This window comes from Novosphingobium panipatense (assembly GCF_900182875.1).
GTDB lineage: Bacteria > Pseudomonadota > Alphaproteobacteria > Sphingomonadales > Sphingomonadaceae > Novosphingobium > Novosphingobium panipatense.
Map to the genome: position 1 here is coordinate 246,828 of NZ_FXUI01000003.1, position 18,571 is coordinate 265,398.

At 66.5% G+C, this 18,571-nt stretch carries 19 protein-coding genes; 8 read left to right on the forward strand and 11 right to left on the reverse strand.

Annotation, left to right across the window (positions count from 1 at the left end; all coding sequences use genetic code 11):
* Positions 1-77 precede the first annotated feature (77 nt).
* The 4 genes from QOL62_RS06465 to QOL62_RS06480 all read right to left on the reverse strand — a co-directional run bounded on the left by QOL62_RS06465 (position 78) and on the right by QOL62_RS06480 (position 3,566).
* The gene (locus tag QOL62_RS06465; RefSeq protein ID WP_021233466.1) at positions 78-416 is read right to left on the reverse strand and encodes a P-II family nitrogen regulator; all 339 of its coding nucleotides are present in this window, start codon (positions 414-416) and stop codon (positions 78-80) included.
* A 390-nt stretch (positions 417-806) separates the two neighbouring features.
* Complete coding sequence (argC, locus tag QOL62_RS06470) at positions 807-1,730, reverse strand: N-acetyl-gamma-glutamyl-phosphate reductase (protein WP_283405653.1); 924 nt, start codon at positions 1,728-1,730, stop codon at positions 807-809.
* On the reverse strand, positions 1,727-2,089 hold the full coding sequence (locus QOL62_RS06475) for an SH3 domain-containing protein (RefSeq protein ID WP_346770671.1): 363 nt from the start codon (positions 2,087-2,089) through the stop codon (positions 1,727-1,729). The genes argC and QOL62_RS06475 overlap by 4 nt, the downstream gene beginning before the upstream one ends.
* A 94-nt stretch (positions 2,090-2,183) precedes the next feature.
* Positions 2,184-3,566 carry a leucyl aminopeptidase family protein gene (locus QOL62_RS06480; protein ID WP_283405654.1) on the reverse strand — a complete coding sequence of 461 codons (1,383 nt, stop codon included), beginning with the start codon at positions 3,564-3,566 and terminating at the stop codon, positions 2,184-2,186.
* A gap of 49 nt (positions 3,567-3,615) precedes the next feature.
* Between QOL62_RS06480 and QOL62_RS06485 the strand changes: the two genes are divergently transcribed.
* The 3 genes from QOL62_RS06485 (at position 3,616) to QOL62_RS06495 (ending at position 6,458) form a co-directional block, all read left to right on the forward strand.
* The gene (locus QOL62_RS06485) at positions 3,616-4,458 is read left to right on the forward strand and encodes a DUF4163 domain-containing protein (protein ID WP_283405655.1); all 843 of its coding nucleotides are present in this window, start codon (positions 3,616-3,618) and stop codon (positions 4,456-4,458) included.
* 38 nt (positions 4,459-4,496) lie between these two features.
* A complete protein-coding gene (gene map / locus QOL62_RS06490) occupies positions 4,497-5,327 on the forward strand; it encodes a type I methionyl aminopeptidase (RefSeq protein ID WP_103730710.1) in 831 nt (276 codons plus the stop codon).
* A 93-nt stretch (positions 5,328-5,420) separates the two neighbouring features.
* Entirely contained in the window at positions 5,421-6,458 is a 1,038-nt protein-coding gene (locus QOL62_RS06495) for a DUF7064 domain-containing protein (RefSeq protein WP_283405656.1), read from the forward strand.
* Positions 6,459-6,506: 48 nt separating this feature from the next.
* Here the strand turns inward: QOL62_RS06495 and QOL62_RS06500 are convergent, their stop codons facing one another.
* From QOL62_RS06500 to bioF, 6 genes are all read right to left on the reverse strand, one after another.
* On the reverse strand, positions 6,507-8,636 hold the full coding sequence (locus QOL62_RS06500; RefSeq protein WP_283405657.1) for a TonB-dependent siderophore receptor: 2,130 nt from the start codon (positions 8,634-8,636) through the stop codon (positions 6,507-6,509).
* A gap of 167 nt (positions 8,637-8,803) precedes the next feature.
* Complete coding sequence (locus tag QOL62_RS06505; RefSeq protein ID WP_283405658.1) at positions 8,804-10,081, reverse strand: adenosylmethionine--8-amino-7-oxononanoate transaminase; 1,278 nt, start codon at positions 10,079-10,081, stop codon at positions 8,804-8,806.
* Positions 10,078-10,710: a dethiobiotin synthase gene (gene bioD / locus QOL62_RS06510; protein WP_283405659.1), complete on the reverse strand. Its 633-nt coding sequence runs from the start codon at positions 10,708-10,710 to the stop codon at positions 10,078-10,080. The genes QOL62_RS06505 and bioD overlap by 4 nt, the downstream gene beginning before the upstream one ends.
* Before the next feature lie 7 nt (positions 10,711-10,717).
* Positions 10,718-11,479, reverse strand: coding sequence for a methyltransferase domain-containing protein (locus QOL62_RS06515; RefSeq protein WP_283405660.1), 762 nt, complete (start codon positions 11,477-11,479; stop codon positions 10,718-10,720).
* A complete protein-coding gene (locus tag QOL62_RS06520; protein WP_283405661.1) occupies positions 11,476-12,105 on the reverse strand; it encodes an alpha/beta fold hydrolase in 630 nt (209 codons plus the stop codon). Before QOL62_RS06520 ends, QOL62_RS06515 begins: the two co-directional genes overlap by 4 nt.
* Positions 12,102-13,265, reverse strand: a complete 1,164-nt coding sequence (gene bioF, locus QOL62_RS06525) for an 8-amino-7-oxononanoate synthase (RefSeq protein ID WP_283405662.1) — start codon at positions 13,263-13,265, stop codon at positions 12,102-12,104. The genes QOL62_RS06520 and bioF overlap by 4 nt, the downstream gene beginning before the upstream one ends.
* A 131-nt stretch (positions 13,266-13,396) precedes the next feature.
* On the opposite strand from bioF, the gene ybeY reads away from it, so the two are divergent.
* The 4 genes from ybeY to QOL62_RS06545 all read left to right on the forward strand — a co-directional run bounded on the left by ybeY (position 13,397) and on the right by QOL62_RS06545 (position 16,649).
* Entirely contained in the window at positions 13,397-13,900 is a 504-nt protein-coding gene (gene ybeY, locus QOL62_RS06530; RefSeq protein WP_283405663.1) for an rRNA maturation RNase YbeY, read from the forward strand.
* A 22-nt stretch (positions 13,901-13,922) separates the two neighbouring features.
* Positions 13,923-14,846, forward strand: a complete 924-nt coding sequence (locus QOL62_RS06535) for a hemolysin family protein (protein ID WP_103730701.1) — start codon at positions 13,923-13,925, stop codon at positions 14,844-14,846.
* Positions 14,847-14,897: 51 nt separating this feature from the next.
* A complete protein-coding gene (locus QOL62_RS06540; protein ID WP_283405664.1) occupies positions 14,898-15,782 on the forward strand; it encodes a LysR substrate-binding domain-containing protein in 885 nt (294 codons plus the stop codon).
* Positions 15,783-15,926: 144 nt separating this feature from the next.
* Positions 15,927-16,649 carry a DUF2059 domain-containing protein gene (locus QOL62_RS06545; protein ID WP_283405665.1) on the forward strand — a complete coding sequence of 241 codons (723 nt, stop codon included), beginning with the start codon at positions 15,927-15,929 and terminating at the stop codon, positions 16,647-16,649.
* 127 nt (positions 16,650-16,776) lie between these two features.
* On the opposite strand, the gene QOL62_RS06550 is transcribed toward QOL62_RS06545, so the two are convergent.
* Positions 16,777-17,796 (reverse strand): PhoH family protein, encoded by a 1,020-nt coding sequence (locus QOL62_RS06550; RefSeq protein WP_103730698.1) that lies wholly within the window; start codon positions 17,794-17,796, stop codon positions 16,777-16,779.
* A 276-nt stretch (positions 17,797-18,072) separates the two neighbouring features.
* Between QOL62_RS06550 and QOL62_RS06555 the strand changes: the two genes are divergently transcribed.
* Complete coding sequence (locus QOL62_RS06555) at positions 18,073-18,564, forward strand: RcnB family protein (protein WP_103730697.1); 492 nt, start codon at positions 18,073-18,075, stop codon at positions 18,562-18,564.
* Positions 18,565-18,571 lie beyond the last annotated feature (7 nt).

Consider the following 18,571-nt stretch of genomic DNA (forward strand, 5'->3'; position numbering starts at 1 on the left):
GAGGATTAGGTTGATCGTGTTGCAGGAATGCGGCCGGCACCCCTGCCAGCGCGCGTCCTCATCGGCTGTGGCCGGCGTTACAGTGCGTCGTCGTCCCGCTCACCCGTGCGGATGCGCACGGCGGTTTCGATGGGAACGACGAAAATCTTGCCGTCGCCGATGCGGCCGGTCTGCGCCGCGTCCGCGATCGCTTCGACGACGCGTTCGGCCAAGGCATCGGGGACGACAACTTCCAGCTTCACCTTCGGCAGGAAGTCGACGACGTATTCTGCGCCACGATAAAGTTCTGTGTGGCCCTTCTGGCGTCCGAAGCCCTTCGCCTCGGTGACGGTGATGCCTGACACGCCCACTTCGTGGAGCGCTTCCTTAACTTCATCGAGTTTGAACGGCTTGATGATGGCTTCGATCTTCTTCACGCCTGCCTGGACCCCTGCACTTGCACCCGGACTTTCCTTGTAGAGGTCACCGGTCCGGGAACCAGAAGCCTCGCGCGCGATTCCCATCAAGAATCGTGCCAATGCGGTCGCGCTACTGATAGGACGAGTGGGAGGCCGCGGAAAGACCGGAATTGGGCGATTTGCCCGGTCCACGAACAATCTGTCGCATTCGATGCGGTGGGTTTGTGGAAGGTTGTGTCCAGAAAATAGGCAAGTAGTGCCTTATAATTGTGCAAGCGGTCTTTTCTGCCGTCAAACCAAGCAGGGCCGGCACCCGCCGCGGGCAGCGAAGCGGGGCCGCGGCTGCAGCGCGCGCGTCTGCCTTCCCGTTCCTCGGGACAGGAAGGCGAGCGGTATTCGGGATTAGGCCTAGAGGCGCAGACCGGCCGTCTCGTCGAGATCGGCCATGATGTTGAGGTTCTGGACGGCCGCACCGCTGGCGCCTTTGCCGAGATTGTCGAGCATCGCGACAAGGCGAGCCTGGCTGCCGTCTGCGGCGCCAAGGACGCGAAGCGTGAGCGTGTCGACCGGCTCCATGGAGGCGCGCAGCAGCAGTTCGTCCGGGCGATCGTCCTCGACCTTCACGACCATGCTGCCGGCGTAGAAGTCGGCCAGAGCGCGGCGCAGGGCGTCGGGCGCTCCCGCCCCGCTCATCATCGAAAGATGGAGCGGCACTTCAACCAGCATGCCGCGATGCGCAGGCACCACAGCAGGGGCGAAGAGCGGATCGTGCGCCAGCCCGGCGAGAGCCTTCATTTCCGGCACATGCTTGTGCCCGAGCGCAAGGCCATAGGCACGAAACGCAATGTCGCGATCGGCTTCGAAGCGGCTGATCAGCGCCTTGCCGCCGCCTGAGTAGCCCGACACCGCATGGCAGACATAGGGCCATTCGGCTGGCAGCAGTCCGGCGCGTACGAGCGGCGCGACGAGACCGATGAAACCGGTGGGATAGCAGCCCGGGTTGCTGACGAAACGCGCCGCGGCGATGGCGTCGCGGCCGACGATCTCCGGGAACCCGTACGTCCAGCCGGAAGCAACGCGGTGAGCGGAGGAGGCATCGATCACCCGTGTCCGCTCGTTGCGGATCATGCCGACGGCGGCTTTCGCGGCATCGTCCGGCAGGCACAGGATGACGAAATCGGCGTCGTTCAATGCTTCGGCGCGTGCATCGTCATCCTTGCGGCGCTCGTCGTCGAGGATGACGAGGTCGAACTCGGCCCGGCCCGCCAGGCGTTCGGCGATTTCGAGGCCGGTGGTGCCGGCGGCGCCGTCAATGAAGACGCTGACGCTCATCCGGCGTGCTCCTGTGCGGGGATGTCTTTGAGGTCCGACAGGGCGACATAGCCCACCGGGCCATCTTCGCCGAGCTGGCCCCACGACCAGTCGCCTGCGATGTCGAGGACGTTGAAGCGCTCGCCTGCGGCAGGCGCGGCAACCTCTTGCGCGTCGGTCCGGCCAAGCGTGCGCAGGACCGCTCCCGCGCGCAGGGTTCGCGCCATGGGCACGGCGTAATGAGGCACGAAGTAGCGGCCCGCCAGCTTGATGTGGGCAAGGTCGCCCCGGACGGGAAGGCAGCCGGGATCCGCGCTCACGCTCGGCCCGGTCATGGCGAGCATGCCTTCCGGCACCAGGGGGCGGTCAAACGAATCCACAGTGGCCAACGCGGGTACTTCTCCAAGGGCAAAGAGGGGCGCGCCTAGCCGAGGAACGCGGTTTTCGCAAGTTCGGCCGCAGCCGTGCTCCCCCTCATCCGTAGCGCTGCCGGAGCATGTGCCAGGCGGCGCGCAGGCCCAGGGCGTCGCCCCCCTTGGGCCGTCCCGGCTTCGCGGCCGGCCGCCATGCGAAAGTGTCGAAGTGAGCCCACTCGATGTCCTTGGGTACGAAGCGGTCGAGGAACAGCGCTGCCGTGCTGGCGCCTGCGAAGCCGCTGGAACCCGCGTTGTTGATGTCCGCGATGTCGGACTTGAGGTATTCCCGATATCCTTCGAACAGGGGCAGGCGCCAGCAGGGATCGTCCACAGCGCGACCGGCGGAAAGCAGGGCTTCTGCTGTCGCGTCCTCGCGCGTGAACAGGGCGGGCAGGTCCGGGCCGACGGCCACGCGCGCGGCGCCCGTGAGCGTCGCGAAGTCGATCACCAGTTCAGGCTTGTCCTCGCCGGCGCGGGTGAGGGCATCGGCAAGGATCAGCCGCCCCTCCGCATCGGTGTTGCCGATCTCCACTGAAAGCCCGGCGCGGCTGCGCAGGACGTCGCCGGGGCGAAAGGCGTTACCGGCGATGGCGTTCTCCACCGCCGGGACCAGCAGGTGGAGGCGCACGGGCAGGTTCGCGGCCATGATCAGCCGCGCCAGCGCCAGGGCATGAGCGGCACCGCCCATGTCCTTCTTCATCAGGAGCATCCCCGCGCCCGGCTTGATGTCCAGACCGCCCGAATCAAAGCAGACCCCCTTGCCCACGATTGCGATGCGCGGATGGCTGGCATCGCCCCATTCGAGCTCGATGAGCCGGGGCGCGTGGGACCGTGCGGCCGCGCGCCCGACGGCGTGGACCATCGGAAAGTCGCGCTCCAGAACGTCGCCGCGCGTGACGCGGATTTCGGCGCGGAAGGAACGGTGGAGGTTTTCCGCCTCGGCTTCGAGCTGGGCGGGGCCCATGTCCTCGGCCGGGGTGTTGACGAGGTCGCGCACCAGCATCACGGCTTCGGCTTCGGCGGTGAGCGCATCGATCTGGGCGGGTTCACCGGTCAGGAGGATGCGCGGGCCTTCCTCTTCCGGTTCGCTCTTGTAGCGGTCGAAGCTGTACTGCCCGGTGATCCAGCCGAACGCGGCCGGTCCCGGTTCGCCTCCGACGCGGCGGTAGGTGCCCGCCGGAAGCTTCTCCGCGAGCTTGGCCATGCACCAGCTGCTGAGCGCGTTCGCGTCTGCGACTCCGGCAACCACGGCCCAGCCATCCCCATCCGGCATGATCGCGAATTCATAGCCGCTGCCGTCGAAGCGGCTGGCTTCGAGCGCCGCGCGTTGGCCGGCGCTCAGGCCCTTGAGGAAATCCTCCAGCCCCTGCTTGTCGACGAGGTGGATGGCGATGGCCTTTTCGCCGCGGTCGGGCTGGATCAATGCGTTCTTGTCGCTCATGGCATGATTCTCTAGCCTTTGCCGGCGGGTGAGAGCGAGAGGAAATTTGATGCGTGACAGGTCTTGGGTCGCAGGTCTGGCCCTGCTGGTGGCTGCGTGCGGTGGCCCGGGCCCCGCTGACTCTCCGCCGGGCGGTTCGACCATCCCTGCGGCAGAGGGCCCCGGGGCGGCTGCAACCGAGCCGGTCGCGAGTGCCGCGCCTTCGGCCCCGGCACCGGCCAAGGGGCGCACGGTGAAGGAGGAGAACGAGATGTACACGTTCTCCTACGCCTTCCCGGACGCGGCGGCCGCCATACCCGACCTTCGCGTCCTGTTCGATCGCAGGCTGGAGGAGGAGAAGGCCGATCTCGTCTCCGCCACCCGTAGCGAGAAGGCCGACGCGGAGAAGGAAGGCTTCCCCTTCCGGCCGCACGCGCGCGAGATCGAGTGGAAGGTGGTGGCCGATGTTCCCGGCTGGCTCTCCCTTTCTTCCACCCAGTACGGCTATACGGGCGGAGCCCATGGCATGACCGTGTCCGATTCGCTGCTGTGGGATCGAAGCGCGGGCATCTCACGCAAGCCGAAGGATCTTTTCACCAGCGCCGAAGCGCTGCGTTCGGCGGTGCAAAAGCCCTTCTGCGATGCCCTCGACAAGGAACGCGCAAAGCGCCGGGGCGAGCCGGTGCGTCGCGACAGCGGGGCGATGTTCGACGAGTGCATCAACCCGGCCGAGCAGACGCTGATCCTGGGATCCTCGAACAGGCGGACGTTCGATCGCATCGGCCTGCTCGTCGCGCCCTACGAGGCGGGGCCCTACGCGGAGGGCAGCTACGAGGTGACCTTGCCGGTGACACGGACGGTGCTGGCCGCGGTGAAGCCGCAATTCCGCAGCGCGTTTTCGGTGGCGCCGTGATCTCGCAATTCCGGCCGGGATACGCTATGTAAGGCGGCATGACCGAATACCAGATCGTAGAGCCCGGCCAGGAAGCCCTCCTGCGCGACGGTACCATCAAGCTGCACGGCCCTGACGGCTTCGAGGGGATGCGCCGCGCGGGCGCGCTCGCCGCGAAGATCCTCGACGAGATCGCACCCATGGTGCAGCCGGGCGTCACCACCGCCGCTATCGACGACCGGGTGCGGGAAATGACCCTCGCCGGCGGCGCCGTCCCTGCCACGCTCGGCTACCGCGGCTACGCACATTCGTGCTGCATCTCGATCAATCACGTCGTGTGTCACGGCATTCCTTCGGAGAAGACGCTGAAGGACGGGGACATCGTCAACATCGATGTGACCCCGCTGCTGGACGGATGGCACGGCGATTCGAGCCGCATGTACCTCGTGGGCGACGTGCCCCTTAAGGCGCGCCGCCTGGTCGACGTGACGTACGAATGCCTGATGATCGGCATAGAGCAGGCCAGACCCGGCAACCGTGTGGGTGACATCGGGGCGGCCATTCAGGCTTATGCCGAATCGCACCGCTATGGCGTTGTCCGTGAATTCTGCGGACACGGGCTCGGCCGTCTGTTCCATGACGCGCCGGAAGTGGTCCACGCCGGGCGCCCCGGAACCGGGCCGCTCCTCAAGCCGGGCATGTTCTTCACCATCGAACCGATGATCAATCTCGGCAAGCCGCCCGTGAAGCTGCTCAACGACGGCTGGACGGCGGTGACGCGCGACAAGTCGCTCTCGGCGCAGTTCGAACACTCGATCGGCATCACCGAGGATGGCTGCGAGATCTTCACGCTGAGCCCGGGCGGCCTGCACAAGCCTCCTTACGCCTGACAGCCGTCACTGATCGCCCGGGCGCACGCCTCCGCGCGTGACCCGGGCCTGCCGTCATGACAGCCTCGCCTCTCCAGAAGAGGAGGGAGAGCTATGGCGCAGGACTTGTCCGGCGGCCTTTCGGCTGGCCGCGAACACGTGGTGGCGGAAAAACCTGACGACGGTATCCGCGATGCGGTGAACGTGTGGATCGAGGAGGAGAACGGCCTCTTCGGCATGCGCGTCGGCGTTGAAGCGGTGGGCGCGCAGTGGGATCGGCATGAGCTGTGGCTGGATATCGCCTTTGCGGACGGTCGGCTCTGGTCTTCGCGGGCCGCCGGTCAAACCCATCCTGCCTACGGCCCCGACGGCCAGCCGACCATTCGCGGCACCGGCTCCGTCCGGTTCGAATGCGTGGAGCCGTTCCGGCGCTGGCAGGTGACCTTCGACGGCCCGGTGGCGCGCACGAGCACGCAAGAGATCCTCGACAATCCTGACTTCGAGGAAACCGCCTGGAGTGCGGTATCCTTCGACATCGACATGGAGATGGCCGCTGTTCCCTGGGAGCCGGGCACGATCCTGCCTGAGGCGGCTGAAGCGCTGGGCGGCAGGCAGGGCGATTACATGAGTCCGCGCTACGAGCAGCTGTTCCGCTGTACCGGCACTCTCGCGATCGACGGCGAGGAGCGTGCGTTCCGTGGCAACGGACTGCGCATCCGGCGGACCGGCTTCCGGGCCTTCGCTGGCTTCTGGGGGCATTGCTGGCAATCGGCCATCTTCCCCAGCGGCCGCGCCTTCGGCTTCAATTCCTACCCTCCGCGCGAGGGGGAGCCGCCGAGTTACTCGGAGGGCTGGATCATCGAGAATGGCGTGCGCATCGGCGCGAGGCCGCTGGTGATTCCGTGGCTGCGGCGGCTGGCGACCGGTGGTGAGGATGTCTCCTGCATGCTGGAGACGGTCGACGGGCGCCGGATCGCGATCGCCGGGGAAACTTTCGTCAACGTGCGCTCGCGCGGTGGGCACGTGCTCCCGCCGGACTGGCCGAAGGACTGGCCCATCGTGCAGCAGAGCCATGCCTTCTACAGCTGGGGCGGGGAACGCACCACGGGCATGATCGAACGGTCCAGCAAGCCGAGCGTAATGGACCTTTAAGCGACGGGGGACGCCGGGCGCAGCGCCCGCCATCCCCCGCAGGCGCCCTCAGAAGCGGTAGTTCGCCGCGATCGTGAAGTTGCGCGGCGCGCCGTAGCGGTACTGGCTGAACGAACCCGCCTGGCTGTAGTACTTCTTGTCGAGCAGGTTATCGAGGTTGCCCTGGATCTGCAGCGAGTCGGTCACATTGTAGCGCGCCATCAGGCTGACGAGCGCGTAGCCGTCCTGCTGGAATCGGAAGGCCGCGCCCGTTGTCGGGTTGGTGCCGTCCGAGTAGGCCTTGCTGCGGTAGTTCACGCCGCCGCCGATGGTGAGGCCATCAAGGGTGCCGGTCAAATCGTAAGTGGTGAATATCTTGAGCAGCTTGCGCGGCTGGTCGGTGTTGGCAGCCACGTCGTTCTCGTCGTCGGCCTTGAACTGGCTGTAGCTGGCGTTGATGTTCCAGCCCGGCATCGGCTGGCCGGTGACTTCCACTTCGAAGCCCTTGCTGACGACGCCTTGTGCCGCGCGATAGGGCTGGAAGAGCTGGCCGTCGACGATGATCTCGGGACCGTCCACCTGACCCACGTTGTCCTGCTCGATGCGGAACAGCGCCACCGCAGTCTGCAACGCCTCGTTGAAGAAGCTGCTCTTCAGCCCGATCTCCAGCGCGTCTCCGTCGAGTGGGTCGAGCAGGCGCTGTTCGCGATCGTAATAGTTCTGCGGCTGGAAGATCTTCGTGTAGCTGGCATAGACGCGGTGGTTGGGCGCAAGGTCGTAAAGCGCTCCGAGATAGGGGATGAAGACGTTGTCGTCGCCATAGTCGCTCGGCCCGCTCCACGCGAAACCGCGCTGATTCCAGCTGGCCACGCGGCCCCCGACGATGATCTTGAAGGGATCGGCCACGTTCAGGCGCACCGCCCCGTAGTAGCCGGTCTGTTCGATGCGCTCCTGTTCGTTGCGCTTCGGCGTGGTGCCCCACACCGGCTCGGGATAGGGGACGCCCTCCCGGCCGAGCACCGGGATGTCGGTGAGCCAGGGGAGGGGCGCCTCGAAATTGTCGGTGTGGCGCTTGAGCACGCTGTGGAGCACACCGAGCACGATCTCGTGCTCGCGGCCGAACAGGTCGACCTGGCCCTTCAGCTGCGCATCGATGCTGTTCTGGACGCTGTCGCTCTTTGACTTGTACGGGTTTGTCCCGTCCATCGTCCCGGTTGCCTTGTCGACGCCGCCGTAGAGGTAGAGCAACTGCGTGTCGCCGGTGTTGCGCAGGCGGTTGTAGTTGGCCGTCAGATTCCACCTCTCCCCGATGTCCTGGCTGAGGGTGGCGTAGATGTTCTGGTTGGTCGAGTTCCAGTACGTCCAATCGGCTGCGGTCGTCTGCGAGCGCGGCAGGTCAGTGAGAGTGCCGTCGGTGTAGAAGGTCGGCAGTGCGCCCCAGGTTGCGCCTTTGGGCTTGGTGTCCTGATGGCTGATTCCGGCGCGCACCAGCGTAGAATCGGTGAGATCCGCCTCCACGACGCCGTACAGGACCCATTTCTTGCGGTCTTGGATGTCCATGAAGTACTCGCCTTCCTCGTAACGGCCGACCACACGGGCGCGCACGCGTCCATCCGAGGTGAGTGCGCCGCCGATGTCGGCGGAAAGGCGCCAAGTGTCCCAGCTGCCGATGCTGGCGTTGACGTAGCCGGTCAGATCAGTGGCGTCGGCATGCTTGCGCACGAGGTTGACCGAGGCGGACGGATCGCCCGCGCCCGAGAGGAGGCCGGTCGCGCCACGGACGATCTCGACGCGCTCGTAGATCGATACGTCGATGCTCGTCTCGCCGTTGCCCCCCGCCAGCGTCCATGCGGCCGGAACCCCGTCGACCTGGGTGTTGCGGATCTGAAAGCCTCGGGCGTAGAAGTTGTTGCGCACGTCGTCGAACTCGTTGACCGAAACGCCCACCGCGTTCTGGATCACGTCCTTGATGGTGATCAGGTTCTGGTCGACGATGCGCTGAGCGGTCATGATGCTGACCGACTGGGGCGTCTCCTGAATCGAAAGGCCAAGGCCGGTTGCCGTGTCGATCTTGTTCGGCAGGGTATAGCGGCCGGTGACGACGATCGGGTCGCCATTGCCGGTATTCGCGTCCTGTGCCGCAGCCGGAACGGCTATCACGGCCCCTGCGCAACCTGCGAACAGTGCAATCTTCTTCATATCTGGCCCCCAGCCGTCAGCGTTAACTCTATGCGAGCGGGGCTGCTAATAGGAGTGAGAAGCATTCGCAATAAGAAAAGGCGGCTGCACGGACACATTTTCGAGAAAGGGCCGTGAAGCGACGTGCCGGTATGCCGCCACGCCGCCGTCTAGATCGGGCGATGCGTTCAGAAGGTGGTTACAGCTTCCGCTATCGCCTGCCAGACCTGATCGAGTTGCGCCTGCGTGATGCAGTAGGGAGGCATCACGTAGATTGTGTTGCCAAGCGGGCGGAGCAGGACATCGCGCTCCCGGAAAAAGGCCATGAGATCGGGCGCAAGCGTGTTCATGTACTCGGTCTCTCCATCGGTGCGCAGGTCGAAGGCGGCGATGGTGCCCAACGTGCGGGGGTTGTCGACCGGCGCTGCGCGGCAGAGCGCGTCCAGCCGGGCGGACTGTTCGAAGGCCAGGCTTCCGATCCGGTCGCGCACCGGCTCCTCGCGCCAGATACGCAGGTTGGCCGCAGCCGCCGCACAGGCGATCGGGTTCGCCGTGTAGCTGGAGGAGTGGAAGAACATCCGGGCGCGGTCACTCGACCAGTGAGCGGCGAAGATGGGCTCCGTCGCCATCGTCACCGCCAGCGGCAGCGCGCCCCCGGTCAGCCCCTTCGAGAGGCAGAGGACGTCAGGCACGATGCCCGCCTGTTCGCAGGCGAGAAGCGTCCCGGTGCGGCCCCAGCCGGTCATGACCTCGTCGGCGATGAACAGGACGCCGTGCTTCGCGCAGATCGCGTGCATCGCCCGGAGCGTCTCTGGGCTGTAGACCAGCATGCCGCCGGCGCCCAGGATGAGAGGCTCGATGATGAGGGCCGCCACGTCGCCGGCTGCGCAGAGCGCGTCGAGGGCATCGAGCGTGTCCTGTTCGGCGCCCTCGGCCGGGAAGGGGATGCGGCCCACATCGAACAGCAGCGGTTCGTAGGCGCGGTTGAACACGCCGCGTGCGCCGATGGACATCGCCCCGATGGTGTCCCCGTGGTAGGAATGCTCCATCACCACGATCCGGTGCCGCGCCTCTCCCCGTGCATGCCAGTAGCCCAGCGCCATCTTCAGCGCGACTTCCACCGCGGTTGAGCCGGAGTCAGAGAAGAACACGCGCGTCAGTTCGGGCGGCATGATGGCTGTCAATTCGCGCGCTACGGTTTCGGCAGGCTCGTGCGTCCAGCCCGCGAAGATAAGCTGATCAAGGCGCTTCGCCTGCTCGGCGACGGCCGCCATGATGGGCGGATGGCAATGCCCATGCGTGGTTACCCACCAGGACGAGATCGCGTCGATGACGCTGCGGCCCTCAGCCGTATGGAGAAGCGCTCCCTCTGCGTGCGTGACGAGGGGGATCTGTTCGCGAAGGCCGTGCTGGGTGAAGGGATGCCAGACGGGGGAGGATGAGGTCGGGGATCCGGGCGTAGTCATGCGAAGTCCTCCACGCGGAAGCTGGCGGCAAAGGCATCGCGCAGGGTCGCGGGCGTGAGCGGATCCAGGTGAGGCAAGCGGCCGAGGCGCCGCACTGCGCCCATCGTGCAGATCGTCGCCTCGCTGTCCTCCATGGCATCCCCTACGAACGCGACACCGAGGATGGCCACACCGCGCGCGCGCAGCGCCTCGATCGACAGCAGGCTGTGGTTGATCGTGCCCAGCGACGTGCGCGCCACCAGCACCACCCGGGCGCCCCAGCGGGCGAACTGGTCGGCGTAGGTTTCCTGCCGGGAGATCGGCACGAGAACGCCGCCGGCGCCCTCCACGATAAGTGGTCCACCGACGTCCGGAAGCGCAAGGCGTGCGGGATCGATGGAAACCCCGTCGATCTCTGCGGCGCGGTGCGGGGAGCAGGGCGTGGCGAGGCTGTAGGCCTCCGGGAGCACGCGGTCGCGCGGGATGCCGGCCAGATGAGCCACGCGCTCGGCGTCGGAGCCTTCCTCCTCGATACCGGCCTGAACCGGCTTCCAGTAGTGCGATCCGAGGGCGCCCGTCAGGGCGGCGGCGAAGATGGTCTTGCCGATACCAGTGTCGGTGCCGGTGACGATGATCGGGCGGGTAGTCATGGCGCCATCACCTAGCGCGGTGCAGATGACAGGTCACCACCTCGTACGTCACTTCGCACCCGTTGCGGGCGAAACGGTCCATCACGCGGCGTAGTTGCGCGGGCGAGAGCGGCCGGTGGGACGGCGCTGCCGTTCCTGCGCCTATGGCCTTCACCGCGCGCAGAAAGGCGCGCGGGTCGGCGTGGCGCTCCCGGTGTTCCTCCACGATCAGCATTGCCGGATCGAGGGCGGCAAAACGCTCCACCGGCAGGAAGGCGGGTGTTCCGGGCAGGGCGCCTTCCGCTTCATGGGCGGCGCGCCATTCGCGGAAGCTCCCGCTGCCCAGCGTCGCCACCACGAGGTTGCCGCCCGGCGCCAGCCAGCCGGTCATGCGGGACAGCGCGGCCGGGGGATCGTCGAACCACTGCGCGGCAAGGCTGGAACAGATGAGGTCGAAGGGGCCACCCTTCGGCGTACCGTGTTCGCCGTCAAGCGTCGCGAAGCGCAGCGTGCGCCGACCGTCGACATCCTCCATCCGGGCCCGGCAGCGCGCGACCATCTCGTCAGCGATGTCGGTGACCAGCCATTCGCCCCCGATGCCTTCGGCCGCAAGGGCGCCCGTGAGGAAGCCGGTGCCGCAACCTACCTCAAGGACACGCGGACAGGAGGGCAGGTCGAGAGCGGCGATCCGCTTTGCCAGGGCTTGCGCGATGTCGCGCTGCACACGAGCCTTGCCGTCGTAGTCGGGAGCGGCGGCGAAGGCGTTGCGGATCTGGTCGCGCCGGCTCACGCCCCGATCATCCCGCGTATGGCGGTAGCGCAGAGCTGGGGGAACTGGAGCGGCAGGAGGTGGCCGGCTGCCCCATACTCGATGCGGCTGAGCTCGGCCCCGGCAAACCCGGCCGCACGCGCTGCGGGGGGCAGGAGCGGGTCCTGTCCGCCGTGAAGCAGCAGCACCGGCACTTCGGGAAGCGGCGGTGCGGCGTCCCGCAGGCGCAGCAGGTCGCCGTGGAGCGCTTGCGTGTCGAGCGTGGCCGCGTCCCCTTCGGTGAACCGCCGGGCGCTGCCGCAGTTGGCGTGGAAGTCGTTCAGCACGCCTATGGGATCGTTCTCGAAGCGCCGCAGCATCCGGTCCAGCACACGGGTCGGGACACCCGCGCGTCCCGGCAGCGCCGTGAAGCGCTCGAAGCCGTTGATGGCGACAATCCCGACCAATCCCGCCGGGAGCGCGGCCAGAACGCGCATGGTTCCGAAGGAGTGCGTCACCGCAAGGCATGGCCCCTCAAGGAGAGGTTCGCACGGCTCGCCGAAGTACCCGCGGTCGTCGATGGCGTGGTCCCATTCCGGCAGCAGAGCGGCAAGCGGTGCCCAGAAGTGCCGATCGAAACCCCAGCCATGCGCAAAGAGCAGCTTCACGAATGCGCCTCGATCGCCGCGAGAAGAGCGTCCACGTCCTCTACCGAATGGCCGGCCCGCAAGGCGAGGCGCAGCCGGCTGGTTCCGGGTGGAACCGTCGGCGGCCGGATCGCCGCTGCCAGGAATCCGGCCTCCTCCAGCCGCGTGGACAGCGCCATGGCCTTCTCTTCGGGGCCGATCATGACCGGCACGATCTGGGTCGAGGAGGCGCCATGGTCATACCCCAGCCGCGAGAGCCCCGCGCGGAGGCGATCCGCCAGCCCGGCAAGGTGCGCGCGCTGCGCGTCCATGGCCGGCATCAGGTCCAGGGCGGCATCGATGGCCCCCAGCACGGCCGGCGGGGGCGCAGTGGTGAAGATGAAGCCGCTTGCCGCATTGACGAGATAGTCGATCAGCACCTGCGATCCCGCGACGTAGGCGCCGAAGCCGCCCAGCGCCTTGCTGAAGGTGCCCATCACGATGTCGACCCGCCCAGGGACCAGCGCCGAGAGGCCGCGGCCCTGCGGGCCCAGCACGCCTGTTGCATGCGCCTCGTCGATGAAGAGAGCGGCGTCGTGCCGCTCGGCGATCGCGGCGAGGCGGGCGACATCGGCACGATCACCGTCCATCGAGAAGACGCTCTCTGTCAGGATCAGCCGTGACGACGCCCCGGCTCCTTTCTCCGCAAGCAGGGCTTCGAGGTGATCGAGATCGTTGTGCCGGAAGCGGTGCTGGCGGATGCCGGCCATGGCGACACCCGCGTGCATGCTGGCATGGATCAGGCGATCGGTGAAGACAGCCGCGCCGGGAAGGGCCGCCAGCAGGGCCGGGATGACGGCGGCGTTGGCCTGCCATCCGCTCGCGAAGAGGAGTGCGGCCTCGCAGTGTTTGAAGGCCGCGATGCGCCGTTCGAGCGCCAGGTGCCCTTCGCTCGTGCCAGTCACGAGGCGGGATGCGCCGGAGCCCGAACCATCCCGCGCCGCCCAATGCGCGGCGCGGTCGGCCAGCAGCGGGTGCCGCGCAAGGCCGAGATAGTCATTGCTGGAGAAGTCGAGCATGGTGCGCGCGCCCCGCTGCACACGGCCGCCGGCCAGCAGCGCGGTGGGCCGCAGGACGCGGCGCTGCCCGGCACGCTCTACACGCGCCAGTGCCGCCTCCAGGTGGGAATCGATCCTGCTCATGCCGGCCCGGTATGGCAAGCGGGCGCCCGGCACAATGGCGGGCAGCGCCCAACGCACGGCGTCGGGCGCAACTCAGCCGTGCCGCACGCAAGGCGCTCGACCCGCAGCGGCCGCAGCGGTAAGGCGGGCGCATGGACTTTGACATCGACATCGAGGAACCCTGGAACGGGTTGGGCACGGCAGGGACCGATTGGGCCGATCTGGCTGAAGCCGCGCTGGAGGCGCTGGGCCAGGTTGCGCCGGAACTGGGCAATCCGCGCCTGACCGCAAGCCTGTTGTTCACCAGCGACGCCGAAGTCCACGTTCTGAACCGCGAATGGCGGGCGAAGGACAAGCCGACCAATGTGCTGTCCTTCCCCATGCTGCAGCGCGAGGATCTGCTGTCGCTGGCGCCGGACGGACCGCCCGAGATGCTCGGCGACCTGGCGCTCGCGGGGGAAACCTGCGCGCGCGAAGCCACGGAAAAGGGCGTGCCGGTGGAGCATCACGCCAGCCACCTCATCATTCATGGCCTGCTTCATCTGGCGGGGCATGACCATGAGATTTCGGATGACGATGCCGAGGCAATGGAGGCAATCGAAACGAAAGCCCTTGCGATTCTCGGCATTCCCGACCCATATGGGGACCGCACGTAGGCAGCAGGGATAACACCGAACGATGGCCGACAATGGCCGGCACGCCGACTCCGGGTCTGGAGAAGGGGACAGTACAAACACGCTTTGGCGTGCTTTCAAGCGGCTTTTTCATGCAGAGGGCGACCAGTCCCTGCGCGCCCAGCTTGAGGAAGTCATCAACGAACACGAGGGCGATGCCGAGGAGGGATCCGCGGCTAAGGGCGATCTCTCGCCGATCGAGCGGCAGATGCTGCGCAACCTCCTTCACTTCAGCGAGCATGATGCGGACGATGTCGCCATTCCGCGCAGCGAGATCGTGGCCATCCCGGCCTCGGCCAGCTGGGCGGAAGTGGTGGAGGCTTTCGCCGAGCATGGGCACAGCCGCATGCCCGTCTATGGCGAGACGCTGGACGCGATCAAGGGCATGATCCACATCAAGGACGTGTTCCCGCTGCTGGCGCGCGGCATGCCCGCTCCCGAGGACTGGACCGCGCTGCTGCGCCAGCCGCTCTACGTGCCGCAATCGCGCGGCGCGCTTGACGTGCTGGCGGACATGCGGGCACAGCGTACGCACCTCGCGGTCGTGATAGACGAATACACCGGCACCGATGGCATCATCACCATCGAGGATCTCGTCGAGGAAATCGTCGGCAGCATCGAGGACGAACACGACGATGCGCCAGAGGAATTGCTGGTTGCAATCGAAGAGGGGATGTGGGACGCCGATGCTCGAGCGGAACTCGACGAGGTGGCCGAGCGGATCGATCCGCGGCTTGCCGAGGTGGAGGAATCGGTCGACACTCTGGGCGGCCTCGCCTTCGTGCTGGCTGGGCAGGTGCCGGAAGTCGGCACGGTTCTGGATCACGGCAGCGGCTGGCGCATCGAGGTGACGGACGGCGATGAGCGGCGCGTGACCCGGTTGCGCCTGCATCCGCCGGTGGAAGAGTTGGAGGGAGAGGCGGAGTAATCCTCGCCGCCGTTTCTCCGCAGCATCATTAGTGAGCGAAAAGAACGTCAATTGCCAGTACGCCGATTACCCCCCCTTCGTGCGCTCGAAGCGTTTGTGCGTGTCGTGCGCCTTGGTTCGGCCAAGGCGGCCGCGAACGAACTCGCCCTGAGCCCGTCAGCGCTGTCGCGCCGCGTCGCCGCGCTGGAGGACTTCACGGGCAAGCGGCTCTTCACCCGCCAGCACCAGGCCATGAAGCTGACGGAAGAGGGACAGGCGTTCTACACCGCGATCGCGCCCAAGCTGGAGGATCTCGCCGAAGCGGTGGAGGCGCAGATCGATCGCGGGCAGGTGCTGCGCCTGCATTTGGGCGTTCCTTCGCTGTTCGGTGGCCAGCGCCTGTTCCCGCGCTTGCCCGAACTGCGCAAGCTGCACCCGCGCCTGCACATCGACATCGACACGGGAACGCACCTGGAGGACCGGGTCGGGGACACGCTCGACGCGGCTATCATCCTCGCCAAGGAACCGGACCCGCAGTATTATCGCATCCAGCTTGACCATAACAAGGTCTACGCGATCACCTCCGTCGACCTTGCGGAGGAACTGGGGCCGGTGCCTGACGAGGCGAAGCTTTCGCGGCAGACCTTCCTGATTCACCAGGACCTGCCGGACAGCCTCGATGCATGGAAAAAGGCGATCGATCTGCCCGATCTCGATCCCGCGTCGGTCGACCGGTTCGATTCCGGCCAGATTATCCTGGAAGCTGCCGCGCAGGGGCTGGGCATCGCCATCATGCACGATGACCACTTCCGCCGCGCGCACGACCCGCGGCTGGCGCGTCTCTACGACATCGATGTGGAAAGCCCGTACCGCTACTGGTTCGTCTGCCGCCCGAAGTCGCTGGAATCACGCCCGGTGCGCATCTTCCACGAGTGGCTTCTGCAAGCCGGGCTTTGACGGCCCGCTGCCCGTGTTGAGAACTTCGCGTAGCCGGTGATTGCCTGACGGGCCGCGACCAACCGTCATTTTCGTTTTTCCCATGCGGCGAACGGGATATGCCCCGTGGCGTCCCGCTCGTGCGGCCCATGGGAGAATCCTGAAATGCGTTTCGTCCTCACCGCCTGCGCCGCTTTGCTGGCGTCCGCTTCGCCTGTCCTCGCGGCCGATCCTGCCCCTGCCAACGATCCGGCGCGCCTTGCTGCTGCGAAGCAGACGGTCGACTACGTGTTCCCGCTCGGCACTTACGGGCGGATCATGAACGGCACCATGGACAAGATGATGGATTCCGTCATGGATTCGATGATGCAGATGCCGCTCAAGGACCTTGCGGGGATTGGGGGCGTCGATACCTCCAAGCTGGGCAGCGGCACCATGGCGCAGATCATGGACATCTACGATCCCGCCTTCAAGCAGCGCATGCAACTTACCAACCGCACCATGATGACGGACATGATGGATCTGATGACCCAATTCGAGCCCGACATCCGCGAGGGTCTGGCCGGCGCATATGCGGGACGGTTCGACACGAAGCAGCTGCAGGAGATGAACGCTTTCTTCGCTACGCCCACCGGCAGGGCCTATGCGGCGGATTCCTACATCGTCATGATGTCGCCCGAAGTCATGAGCAAGATGCAGGGGCTGGTGCCCCGGCTGATGAAGGAAATGCCCGCCGTTATCGAGAAGGTGAAGGCCGCCACCGCCAGTCTCCCGGAGCCGCGCAAGTACGCGGACCTGACGAGCGCCGAGAGGGATAAGCTGGCCGCCCTGCTCGGCATTTCGCGCAAGGAGCTGGAGGAGGGCGAGGCGAAGAAGGCGGCGGAGTAACGCTGGGCAGGGCGCGCCATCATCCTTCGACACGCAGGATGAGCGGGGAAGGCGTGATGTCGCCCGGTTTCCCGGAGGCCTTCGATCCGCTCACCCTGAGCGTGTCGAAGGCCCGGCGGCCGGGATCTTACTCTGTCGGCCCTTCGTAAGCCTCGACGATGCGTCCGACGATGGGGTGGCGCACCACGTCCGCCGCCGTGAAGCGGGTGACCGCTATGCCTTCCACGCCCTCCAGCCGCGAGACCGCGTCGGCGAGGCCTGAGTGGCGGTCGCCGCCGGGGATGTCCACCTGACGCGGGTCACCACAGACGACCATCCGGCTGTTCTGGCCAAAGCGGGTGAGGAACATCTTCATCTGTTCGCGCGTGGTGTTCTGCGCTTCGTCGAGGATGACGAAGGCGTCGGCCAGCGTGCGCCCTCGCATGAAGGCGATCGGCGCAATCTCGATTTCACCGTTCGCCAGCCTGCGCTCCACCTGCTCGGGCGGCATGCAATCGTACAGCGCGTCGTAGAGCGGGCGCAGGTAGGGATCGACCTTGTCCTTCATGTCGCCCGGCAGGAAGCCCAGCTTCTCCCCGGCTTCGACCGCCGGACGCGAGAGGATCAGGCGCTGGACGGACCCGGTCATGAGCTGGCTGACGGCCTGCGCCACCGCCACGTAGGTCTTGCCGGTGCCTGCAGGGCCCAGCGCGAAGATCACGTCGGATTTCGCCAGTTGGCGCATGTAATCGATCTGCGTCGCGGAGCGCGGAACGATGGTCTTGCGGCGGGTGCGGATCATGATGGGGGGCGCGCCTGCGTCCCCGGTGATGATGCCTTCCAGCGTGGGTTCGGAAGACATCGCGATCAGCGATTCGATGACGCCGGAGTCGAGATCCTGTCCCATTTCCAGGCGGTGATACATGCCTTTCAGCGTGTCGCGGGCGCGTGCCACGGCTTCATCCGGGCCTTCGATCTGGATCTTGTTGCCGCGTGCCGAGATGTAGACGCCCAGCCGGTTCTCGATTTGCACGAGATTGGCGTCGAACTGGCCGAAGACGGCCCCCAGCAGCACGGGTTCATCGAAATCCAGTTCGACACGCGCCCGACGTTGGTGTTCGGGGCGGAATTGCGCCGGATCTCCGGCACGGGCTGCTTTTCGGGCCATGCGCTCCTTTCGTGCGAGATGCTTTCTCGTCCTGATCCGAAGATGGCTCCGCGCGGGTGCGGCTGCAAGATGCCGAACGAAAGATTTCATGCGCTTCGCGGGGGATAAGCCGCCGATTTTGCTCTTGGTTCTTTCCTCGTCGGCAACTGTAACGGTGCCGCGACACTTATGACCGCTCCCTGCAAGCTATGTTCCTCACGCATTCAGGAGCGGGCGGGCAGTTTCAATTCAGAAGGCCCCAGTGGCTTTGCAACACGAAAGATAAGGAGAATGACGATGCGCAAGGTGTTTATGATTGCTCTGGCAGCAAGCGTCGCACTGCCCACGATCGCCGTTCCGACCATGGCCTCTGCCCAGAGCGCCCGCGAGGTGCGCGAAAGCTCGCGGGACGTGCGCCGCGACCAGCGCGATCTGCGTGAGGCACAGCGCTATGGCGATCGCCGCGACGTGCGCGACGCGCGCCGGGACCTGCGTGACTCCCGCCAGGAGCTGCGCGAGGACTGGCGCGACTACCGGCGCAGCAACCGCCAGGCGTTCAAGCGCTCGGCCTATGTAGGCCCGCGTGGCTACGCCTATCGTCCGGTCTCGGCCGGTTACCGCTTCGAGCCCGCTTACTATGGCGACCGCTACTGGGTGCGTGATTATGCGCGCTACAGGCTGCCCGCACCCCGCGCCGGCCACCGCTGGGTGCGCTACAACAACGACGTGGTGATGGTGAACCCGCGCAACGGCCGTGTGGTTCAGGTCTACAACGGCTTCTTCTGGTAAGAGATCG

What these genes read in the sequence shown, in the direction of transcription:
- argC (WP_283405653.1), bottom strand. Translation starts at nt 1,730, where the DNA reads ATGAGCGTCAGCGTCTTCATTGACGGCGCCGCCGGCACCACCGGCCTC.
- QOL62_RS06480 (WP_283405654.1), bottom strand. Translation starts at nt 3,566, where the DNA reads ATGAGCGACAAGAACGCATTGATCCAGCCCGACCGCGGCGAAAAGGCC.
- QOL62_RS06485 (WP_283405655.1), top strand. Translation starts at nt 3,616, where the DNA reads ATGCGTGACAGGTCTTGGGTCGCAGGTCTGGCCCTGCTGGTGGCTGCG.
- map (WP_103730710.1), top strand. Translation starts at nt 4,497, where the DNA reads ATGACCGAATACCAGATCGTAGAGCCCGGCCAGGAAGCCCTCCTGCGC.
- QOL62_RS06495 (WP_283405656.1), top strand. Translation starts at nt 5,421, where the DNA reads ATGGCGCAGGACTTGTCCGGCGGCCTTTCGGCTGGCCGCGAACACGTG.
- QOL62_RS06500 (WP_283405657.1), bottom strand. Translation starts at nt 8,636, where the DNA reads ATGAAGAAGATTGCACTGTTCGCAGGTTGCGCAGGGGCCGTGATAGCC.
- QOL62_RS06505 (WP_283405658.1), bottom strand. Translation starts at nt 10,081, where the DNA reads ATGACTACGCCCGGATCCCCGACCTCATCCTCCCCCGTCTGGCATCCC.
- bioD (WP_283405659.1), bottom strand. Translation starts at nt 10,710, where the DNA reads ATGACTACCCGCCCGATCATCGTCACCGGCACCGACACTGGTATCGGC.
- bioF (WP_283405662.1), bottom strand. Translation starts at nt 13,265, where the DNA reads ATGAGCAGGATCGATTCCCACCTGGAGGCGGCACTGGCGCGTGTAGAG.
- ybeY (WP_283405663.1), top strand. Translation starts at nt 13,397, where the DNA reads ATGGACTTTGACATCGACATCGAGGAACCCTGGAACGGGTTGGGCACG.
- QOL62_RS06535 (WP_103730701.1), top strand. Translation starts at nt 13,923, where the DNA reads ATGGCCGACAATGGCCGGCACGCCGACTCCGGGTCTGGAGAAGGGGAC.
- QOL62_RS06545 (WP_283405665.1), top strand. Translation starts at nt 15,927, where the DNA reads ATGCGTTTCGTCCTCACCGCCTGCGCCGCTTTGCTGGCGTCCGCTTCG.
- QOL62_RS06550 (WP_103730698.1), bottom strand. Translation starts at nt 17,796, where the DNA reads ATGGCCCGAAAAGCAGCCCGTGCCGGAGATCCGGCGCAATTCCGCCCC.
- QOL62_RS06555 (WP_103730697.1), top strand. Translation starts at nt 18,073, where the DNA reads ATGCGCAAGGTGTTTATGATTGCTCTGGCAGCAAGCGTCGCACTGCCC.